This window comes from Aquabacterium sp. A3, from assembly GCF_038069945.1.
GTDB lineage: Bacteria > Pseudomonadota > Gammaproteobacteria > Burkholderiales > Burkholderiaceae_C > Aquabacterium.
The window spans coordinates 84,486-93,414 of record NZ_JBBPEV010000007.1 but is presented as its reverse complement, the minus strand read 5'-3'; the positions used below and the strand labels follow the sequence as shown (position 1 = coordinate 93,414).

General features: G+C 70.7%; 7 protein-coding genes. All 7 read left to right on the top strand.

Annotated features, from left to right (window positions below):
- A partial coding sequence (locus tag WNB94_RS16900; RefSeq protein WP_341390580.1) for a FlhC family transcriptional regulator occupies nucleotides 1-121 on the top strand: 121 nt, incomplete at its 5' end.
- Between the two features lie 246 nt (nucleotides 122-367).
- Entirely contained in the window at nucleotides 368-1,891 is a 1,524-nt protein-coding gene (locus WNB94_RS16895) for a PhoX family protein (protein ID WP_341391545.1), read from the top strand.
- Between the two features lie 32 nt (nucleotides 1,892-1,923).
- Nucleotides 1,924-2,517, top strand: a complete 594-nt coding sequence (locus WNB94_RS16890; protein ID WP_341391544.1) for a PEP-CTERM sorting domain-containing protein — start codon at nucleotides 1,924-1,926, stop codon at nucleotides 2,515-2,517.
- A gap of 88 nt (nucleotides 2,518-2,605) precedes the next feature.
- Complete coding sequence (locus WNB94_RS16885; protein ID WP_341391543.1) at nucleotides 2,606-4,210, top strand: sodium:solute symporter family transporter; 1,605 nt, start codon at nucleotides 2,606-2,608, stop codon at nucleotides 4,208-4,210.
- Between the two features lie 75 nt (nucleotides 4,211-4,285).
- Nucleotides 4,286-4,933 carry an ABC transporter ATP-binding protein gene (locus WNB94_RS16880; protein ID WP_341391542.1) on the top strand — a complete coding sequence of 216 codons (648 nt, stop codon included), beginning with the start codon at nucleotides 4,286-4,288 and terminating at the stop codon, nucleotides 4,931-4,933.
- A complete protein-coding gene (locus WNB94_RS16875) occupies nucleotides 4,930-7,521 on the top strand; it encodes an FtsX-like permease family protein (RefSeq protein ID WP_341391541.1) in 2,592 nt (863 codons plus the stop codon). The genes WNB94_RS16880 and WNB94_RS16875 overlap by 4 nt, the downstream gene beginning before the upstream one ends.
- Complete coding sequence (locus tag WNB94_RS16870) at nucleotides 7,521-8,759, top strand: lipocalin-like domain-containing protein (protein WP_341391540.1); 1,239 nt, start codon at nucleotides 7,521-7,523, stop codon at nucleotides 8,757-8,759. Before WNB94_RS16875 ends, WNB94_RS16870 begins: the two co-directional genes overlap by 1 nt.
- Nucleotides 8,760-8,929: the final 170 nt, after the last annotated feature.

The following is an 8,929-nucleotide window of genomic DNA, read 5'->3' as shown; positions in this document are numbered from 1 at the left end:
GTGCGGTGGCCACTTCGTGACCCACCCGCACGAGATCGCCCGCCACTTCACCTGCGGCCTGTGCAACCCGCCCGCCCGCGCCGGCAAGGGCAAGGCCGCTGGCGCCCTGCAACTGCATTGACCCCCGTTGCGCGGCACGCCGCGCAGCCACCCCCTGTTTCTTGCTTGTCTATCTCCTCGCGCACGGCTGGACCGTGCTTGGAACGGGCCCTCGTGCGAACGACGGGCCCGCTTTTTTTGCGCTGCGCATGCAGTGCGTTCGGCTCATTTCCCCATCTTCAGCATGTCATGGTGACTCCGTAAGGTCTGCGACTGCCCAGCCTCTGCGAGGTGGCGCCCAACCCCAACCTGAATCGGAGTACCTCACATGTCCTCACAGAATCACGACACGCAGCGCCGCAAGCTGCTGCAAGGCTCTGGCGCTTTGATGGCCGCCAGCCTCTTCACCACCCTGCAAGGCCTGCAAATGCGCCAGGCGCACGCCGCCACGCAGTTCTCGAACCTGGTGGAAGGCCCTTACGGCCCCCTGGCCCCGGTCAATGACCTGAGCACCGGCCTGCCCCTGCTGATGCTGCCCGCCGGCTTCAGCTACAAATCCTACGGCTGGACGGGCGACCTGATGGCCAATGGCCAGCCCACGCCCGACCGCCACGACGGCATGGCCGTGATCCAGACGCGCCGCGTGGGCCGTAGCACCGAGATGGTGCTGGTGCGCAACCACGAGCGCGGTCTGGGCGCCTTCGCCGACCGCATCCAGGCCCCGGGCACCTACGACGACGGCAGCATCAATGGCAGCGTGGCCCTGGGCGGCACTACCAACCTGGTGTTCCGCAACGGCAACTGGATCAGCACCATGCCCTCGCTGGCCGGCACCGTCGTGAACTGCGCCGGCGGCCTGACGCCCTGGGGCACCTGGCTGAGCTGCGAAGAGACCAACAGCAACGCCATGTCCAGCACGGGCAAGAAGCACGGCTACATCTTTGAAGTGACGGCCGACCCGCAGCAAACCACCGGCCAGCCCATCGTGGGCATGGGCCGCTTTGCCCACGAAGCCGTGGCCATCGACCCCGCCACCGGCATCGCCTATGAAACCGAAGACGCCCGCAACGTCTCGACCCTGTACCGCTACGTGCCCCGCTTCCCCAACGGTGGCGTGGGCTCGCTGGCCCTGGGCGGCCAACTGCAGGCCGCCCGCGTGGTGGGTCAACCCAACGCCAGCCTGATCGTGGCCTCGCTGGGCGATGAAGTGCAGCTGGAGTGGGTGGACATTGCCCAGCCCGATGCCGACATCACCACCGCTGGCGCGCTGAACTCGGTGCCGCCGGGCGCCTCGGCCGGCAACGGCTGCTCGGGCACCTTCGGTCAGGCCTGGAACCAGGGCTGCCTGCAGATGAGCCGTGGCGAAGGCATCTGGTACCACGAAGGCAAGATGTACATCGCCGACACCAGCGTGGGCGTGGACGGCAGCGGCCGCCCCGGCCGCGGTGACGGCGCCGTGTGGGAGCTGGACCTGGCCACCATGAAGATGAAGGCCATCTACGTCTCCAGCGGTCAGCTGGTGGGCAACAACCCCGACAACATCACCGTCAGCCCCCGTGGTGGCGTGATGCTGTGCGAAGACGGTGGCAACAGCCCCGACGTCTACGGCCCCGGCTCGCGCATGTTCGGCCTGACGGCCGACGGCGACGCCTATTACTTCGCCAAGAACACCACCAACCTGACGGCCGAGCAGATCGCGGCCGCCGGCAAGCACATCGACGCCGGCGACTACCAGGGCAGCGAGTTCTGTGGCGCCTGCTGGGACCCGTCCGGCCGTGTGCTGTTCGTGAACATGCAAAGCCCCGGCATCACCTTCGCCATCACCGGCCCCTGGGCCCGTGGCAACCAGTGAGCCCCCATTTTCTGACGCAACAAGGATTCATCATGAAGTTCATCTCTTCCCTCATCGCGGCTGCGGCCGCCCTGGCCCTGGTGCCTGCCGCCCACGCCGTGTCGCTGCAAGGCGGCGCCGCCCAAACCGTGGCGGGCAACCTCGTGGACGACTTCTCGACCGACGGCCTGCTGTCGTTCGACCTGGGCCTGCAAACCCTGCAGCCGGTCACGCTGAACTTTGTCGTGGGCGCCAATGACGGTGGCTCGCTGCCCTTCGCGGCCCTGGTCAGCAACTTCCTGGGCTACAACGTTCAGAGCCTGAACATCAGCCTGGGCAACGGCGTGACCTTCGACATGCTGGGCACGGCCATCCCCGCCTTCAACAGCGCCACCGTGGGCCTGCTCAATGGCAGCGAAGCCCTGGTCAGCGTGGCAGGCGTGGGCGAAGGCGTGCATGTGGAGCTGGGCAATGTGTTCGGCGACACCCCCGGTGCCACCGACTGGACGCTCAACCTCAACGGCCTGCAAGCCGGTCAGAGCTTCTCGATGACCATCACCACCGCCGTGCCCGAACCCAGCGCCATCGCCATGGTGCTGGCCGGCCTGGGCGTGGCCGCCGGCGTGGCCCGTCGTCGCCAGGCCTGATCCGCTGTTATATTTGCACAAATGCAAATAACGGCGACCTGATGGCCATGCTCCAGCCGGGGCAGGGACGGGGCGCTGCCCCCGTCTCATGCACCCACTGGACCTGGGCATCCTGATTGCCTACCTGCTGCTGGTGACGGTCATCGCCCTGGTGGTGATGCGCCGCACCCGCACGGGCGACGACCTCTTCCTGGCCGGGCGCTCCCTGGGCTGGGGCGTGATCGGTCTGTCGCTGTTCGCCTCCAACATCTCCTCGACCACCCTCATCGGGCTGGCTGGCGCGGCCTACGCCAGCGGCATCGCCGTGGCCAATTACGAGTGGATGGCCGGCCTGGTGCTGGTGTTCATGGCCCTGTTCGTCATCCCGGTGTTCTTGCGCCAGCGCATCAGCACCGTGCCAGGCTACCTGGGCCTGCGCTACGACGGCTGGTGCCAGCGCTACTTCTCCGGCCTGACCATCTTCATGAGCATCGTGGTCGACACCGCCGGCGGCCTGTTCGCCGGGGCGCTGGTGATGTCCTTTTTCTTTCCCGGTGTGCCGCTGAGCTGGTGGTGTGTGGGCATGGCCGTGTTCGCCGGCCTGTACACGGCCGCCGGTGGCCTGCGCGCCGTGGTCTACACCGACGCCGTGCAGGCGGTCGTGCTGCTGGCCGGCTCGGCGGCCATCACCTGGTTCGTGTTCGAACGGTTCGACTTCGACTGGTCGGCGGCCATGGCGGCCGTGCCGGCCGACCACCTCAGCCTCATCCGCCCGCTGGACGACGCCAGCCTGCCAGGCCTGGGCACCCTGGTGGGCGTGCCCATCCTGGGGTTCTGGTACTGGGCCACCAACCAGTACATCACCCAGCGCCTGCTGGGCGCACGCAGCCTGGACGATGCCCGCTGGGGCGCCTTGCTGGCCGGGGCCCTCAAATTGCTGCCCTTGCTGACCATGGTCTTGCCCGGGGCCCTGGCCCTGGTGCTGTACCCGGGGCTGGCGCAGCCCGACCAGGTCTTCCCGAAGCTGGTGCACGAGTTGCTGCCCATCGGCTTCAAGGGGCTGGTGATCGCCGGCCTGTTCGCGGCCATCATGTCCACGATCGACTCCACCCTGAACTCGGCCACCACCTTGATCATCAAGGACTTTGTCGAGCCGGCACGCGCCCAGCGGGGGCGGCCTGCCCTGAGCCCCACCCAGGAGGCGCGCTGGGGTCGGCTGACCACCCTGGGGCTGATGACGGTGGCGGCCCTCTGGGCGCCCCAGATCAGCCAGTTCGAAGGGCTGTTTGCCTACCTGCAGCAGGCCTTTTCGGTGGTGGTGCCGCCGGTGGTGGTGGTGTTCCTGGCCGGGCTGTTCTGGCAGCGGGCCACCGCGCGCGCCGCGCGCCGGACCTTGCTGGGCGGCCATGCGCTGGGGGTGGCCTTCTTCGTGGCCGGCCAGTGGGGTGCATGGCCCTGGCACTTCACGCTGACGGTGGGGCTGGTCACGGCCCTGTGCGCGCTGCTGATGGTGGTCTTGAGCCTGCGTGACCCTCAAGGACAGGCCCTGCCGCTGCCCGGGTACGCCAATCCCGAAGCCCTGGCACGCTGGCAGCCCGGCGACCTCGCCATCCACCCGCCACGGGCCGGATGGCGAGGCGCCGCACTGGATTACCGCCTGCAGGCCGCCGTGGTCGTGGCGCTGACGGCGTGGATGCTGGTGGTGTTCTGGTGAGGTCATCGCGGCGGCAGCGGCCCTGAGCCGAGCCCGCGTGCGCGCGAGGCCTGCACAAGCGCCTATGCTGTCGGCATGCTGCAAGTGCGCGATCTGTGCAAACGCTACGGCACCGCCGTGGTCTTCGAAGGCGTGAACCTGACGGTGCCGCCTGGTGAGTTCGTGGCCATCGTGGGCGAGTCGGGCGTGGGCAAGTCCACCCTGCTCAACGCCCTGGCCGGGCTGGACACGGTGGACGGCGGCACCGTGTGCCTGGGCGACACCGACCTGGCCCAGCTCAACGAGCAGGCCCTGGCGCACTTCAGACGCCAACACCTGGGCTTTGTGTTCCAGGCCTTTCATGTGCTGCCCCACCTGGACGTGGCCCAGAACGTGGCCCTGCCTTTGATGCTGCTGGGCCAGGCCGACGACACCCGCGTGGCGCAGGCGCTGGGCGCGGTGGGCCTGGACGGCCTGGGCGCCCGGCTGCCACAGCAACTGTCGGGCGGGCAACTGCAGCGCGTGGCCCTGGCCCGCGCCCTCATCCACCGCCCGGCCCTGCTGCTGGCCGACGAGCCCACCGGCAACCTCGACCCCGACACGGCCGAGCGGGTGATGACCCTGCTGCGCCAGCAAACGCGTGAGCACCGCACCGCCTGCGTGATGGTGACGCACTCGCAGGCGGCCGCCGCCCATGCCGACCGCGTGCTGCGCCTGACCCGCCACGGGCTGGAGCCTGCGTGACGCTGCCGTCGCTGTGGTCTGTGTTGTGGTCGCTGTTGCGCCAGTTCTCGCTGGCCGAATGGCGCCACCACGCGCCCCGGCACGCCACGGCCGTGCTGGCCGTGTTGCTGGGCGTGGCCCTGGCGTTTTCGGTGCACCTCATCAACGCCTCGGCCCTGAGCGCCTTTGGGGCCGCCGTGCGCGCCGTCAACGGCCAGGCCGACGCCCGTGTGCAAGCCGCCCATGGCACCGTGGCCGAATCGCTGTACGCGGCACTGGCCGCCCATCCCCTGGTGGCCCGCGCCAGCCCGGTGATCGAGACCACCGTGCGCGCCAGCACCGGCACCGGCACCGCGTCAGCCGGCCTCCCGCTGCGCCTGATCGGCCTGGACACCCTGGTGGCCGCACCCCTGGCCCCTGAACTCATCCCCCGGCTGGACACGAACGCCCCCGGCGTGGACCGGCTCAGCCTGTTCGCCACCGACACCGTGTCGCTGAACGCGGCCGCGCTGCAAGCCCTGGGCGTGCAACCCGGCCAGCGCATCACGGTGCAGGCGGGTGGTCAGCGTGTCCGCTTGCTGGTGGCCGGCCGCCTGACCGTGGGCGGCGAGCCCACCGGGGTGATGGACATCGCCGGCGCCCAAGACCGCCTGGGCCTGGTCGGGCGCCTGCACCGCATCGACCTGCAGGTGGTGGAGGGCCGCAGCCTGGCTGATCTGGCGCAGTCACTGTCGCGCGAAGGGCTATTGCCCCAGGGCGTGCGCCTGCAGTCGGCCCAAGACGACGCGCAGCGTGTGTCCAACATGTCGCGCGCCTACCGCGTCAACCTGACGGTGCTGGCCCTGGTGGCCTTGTTCACCGGGGGCTTTCTGGTGTTTTCCATCCTGTCGCTGTCGGTGGCCAAGCGCCTGCAGCAGTTCGCCCTGCTGGGCGTGCTGGGCCTGAGCGCCCGCGAACGCCTGGCCCTGGTGCTGGCCGAATCGGCCGTGGTCGGGGTGGTGGGTTCGGCCCTGGGCCTGGCGCTGGGCACAGGGCTGGCCGCCGCCGCCCTGCGCTTGCTGGGTGGCGACCTGGGGGGCGGCTACTTCACCGGGGTGGCGCCCAGCCTGCAGTGGTCGTGGTGGGCCGCTGGGGTCTACGGTGCGCTGGGCGTGGCCGCGGCCATGGCCGGCGGCTGGTTGCCCGCCCGCCAGGCGCAGCACATGGCCCCGGCCCAGGCCCTCAAAGGCCTGCAAGCCGACGCAGGCCTGGGCGCAGGCCGCCGCGCCTGGGTGGGCCCGGGCCTGCTGGTGCTGGCCGGTGGCCTGGCCCTGTTGCCCCCGGTGGCCGGCGTGCCGCTGTGGGCGTATCTGTCGGTGGCGGCGCTGCTGATGGGCGGCATCGCCTGTGTGCCCGCCGCCGTGCAGGCGGCGCTGGGCCGTTGGCCCGCCCCGCGCAGCGCCCCGGCCCTGCTGGCGCTGGAACGCGCGCGCCGCCTGCGCCACACCGCCACTATCGCCATGGCCGGGGTGGTGGCCAGCCTCAGCCTGGCCGTGGCCCTGACCGTGATGGTGGCCAGCTTTCGAGATTCGGTCAGCACCTGGCTGGACGTGGTGCTGCCCGCTGATCTGTACGCCCGCCTGGCCGGTGGCGCCAGCCTGCCGCCTGAAGGCCTGGCCACGCTGAGTCAGGTGCCCGGCGTGGCCCGACTGCAGGGCGTGCGCGTCAGCGAGCTTCAACTCGACCCGCGCCAGCCCCCGGTGGCCCTCATCAGCCGCCCGCTGGACGCCGACCTCAAGGCCCTGCCCCTGGTCAGCGCACCATGGACACCCCCCAAAGAGGCCGACGAATCCAGGATCAACAACGAAGTGGGCATTCACGTCAGTGAGGCCATGGTGGCCCTGTACGGGGCGCGGCCCGGTCAGGTGCTGGCCCTGCCCCTGGTGCCCGGGCAGCCCCCGGTGGCGGCGCGGGTGCGCTCGGTGTGGCGCGACTACGCCCGCCAGCAGGGCGCCATCGTGATGGACGAGCGCGACTACCAGCGCCTGACGGGCGACCGCCAGCTCAACGACCTGGCCCTGTGGTTGCAGCCTGAGGCCCGCACCGGCGACGTCCAGGCCGCCTTGCGACATCGCCTCAGCCAAGCCGGGCTGGATGGCAACGCGGTGGAGTTCGCCGAGCCGCGCACCATCCGCGAGATCACGCTGAAGATCTTCGACCGCAGCTTTGCCGTCACCTACTGGCTGCAGGCCGTGGCCATCGGCATCGGCCTGTTCGGCACAGCGGCCAGCTTCTCGGCCCAGGTGCTGGCCCGCCGCAAAGAGTTCGGACTGCTCAGCCACCTGGGCTTCACACGGCGGCAGGTGCTGGGCATCGTGGCTGGCGAGGGCCTGGCGCTGAGCGCCGTGGGCGCCGCCTGGGGCGTGGTGCTGGGCCTGGCCGTGAGTGTGGTGCTCGTGCACGTGGTCAACCCGCAGAGCTTCCACTGGACGATGGAGATGATGGTGCCCGCCGGCCGACTGCTGGCCCTGGCCCTGGCCGTGGTGGCCGCTGGCACCCTGACGGCCTGGCTGTCAGGCCGCCAGGCCACCGGGCCGGACGTGGTGCGCGCCGTGAAGGAGGACTGGTGATGAACCCCGCACGCCGACGTGGTTTGCAGTGGCTGGGCCTGCAGGGCCTGGGCGCCGGGCTCGGGCTGCTCGTGCCGGGCGCCCAGGCCAGGGCCCAGGTGGCGCCGGCGCCGCCCCCACCCCTGCGCCCCGACGACCCGCTGGTCTTCCCGCGCGACCACGGCGCCCACCCGGCCTACCGCACCGAGTGGTGGTACGTCACCGGCGCCTTGCGGGCCTCGCCCGGGACCCGCGCCACGCCGGCGCCCTACACCCTGGCCGAGGCGCCCACGCACGGTTTCCAGATCACCTTCTTCCGCTCGCGGGTGGACGCCGCCCACGGCAGCCGCAGTGCCTTCGCCGCACGCCAACTGGTGTTCGCCCATGCGGCGCTCACCGATTTGCGCGACCCCGGGCGCGCCCGCCTGCTGCACGACGAGCGCATCGCCCGCGCGGGCTTCGGCCTGGCCGAGGCCGCCGAAGGCGACACCCGCGTGCACATCGGGCCGCTGAGCGCCGCGCCATCTGCTGACCCACACACCCGAACCTGGCAGCTGCAACGCCAGGGCCCGTCCGGGCGCAGCGTGTACGAAGGCCGCCTGCGCGCCCAAGGCTTCGGGCTGGACCTGCGTCTGGCGCAAACCCAGCCCCTGCTGCTGCAGGGCCAGGCGGGTTTCTCTCAGAAAGCCCCCGGCACCGAACACGCCAGCCGTTACTACAGCCTGCCGCACCTGGCCGTGAGCGGCCGCATCCAGCAGGGCGATCAGACACTGGCCGTGGCAGGCACCGCATGGCTGGACCACGAGTGGAGCGAGGCCCTGCTGCACCCCGAGGCCGAGGGCTGGGACTGGATGGGCATCAACCTGCTGGACGGCGGCGCATTGACCGCCTTCCGGCTGCGGCGGCCCGATGGCAGCGCCTTGTGGCACGGCGGCAGCCTGCGCCGCCCCGGTCAGCCCGACCGCATCTTCGGCCCCGACGAACTGCGCCTGACCCCGGGCCGACGCTGGACGAGCCCCGCCACCGGCGCCCGCTACCCGGTGGCATGGACGCTGGAATGGCCAGAAGGCACGGGGTCGGACCGACGCACCCAGCGCCACACCCTGCGCGCCAGCCTGGATGCGCAAGAGCTGGACAGCCGGGGCAGCACCGGCAACGTCTACTGGGAGGGCTTGAGCGAACTGCGGGATGCCGACGGCCACCTGGCCGGACGTGGCTACCTGGAAATGACGGGCTACACCGCGCGACTGGCGCTGTGAGCCCCCAGGCCACGCCACCTGAGGCGCGCGACAAATCGGCGTCACCTGGCGCCATCCGCACGGGTTTTGACGCGATCCGTCCAAGCGGTGCCCTGATCGCGCGAAAACCCCTAGCGATTTCGGGTCATCTCCAGCTTGTGCCAGGCGCGGCCAGGGCTTACAACCGTTGG

Excerpts from the sequence above, each read along its gene's own strand:
- WNB94_RS16890 (WP_341391544.1), top strand. The coding sequence starts at position 1,924 with ATGAAGTTCATCTCTTCCCTCATCGCGGCTGCGGCCGCCCTGGCCCTG.
- WNB94_RS16885 (WP_341391543.1), top strand. The coding sequence starts at position 2,606 with ATGCACCCACTGGACCTGGGCATCCTGATTGCCTACCTGCTGCTGGTG.
- WNB94_RS16870 (WP_341391540.1), top strand. The coding sequence starts at position 7,521 with ATGAACCCCGCACGCCGACGTGGTTTGCAGTGGCTGGGCCTGCAGGGC.
- WNB94_RS16880 (WP_341391542.1), top strand. The coding sequence starts at position 4,286 with ATGCTGCAAGTGCGCGATCTGTGCAAACGCTACGGCACCGCCGTGGTC.
- WNB94_RS16895 (WP_341391545.1), top strand. The coding sequence starts at position 368 with ATGTCCTCACAGAATCACGACACGCAGCGCCGCAAGCTGCTGCAAGGC.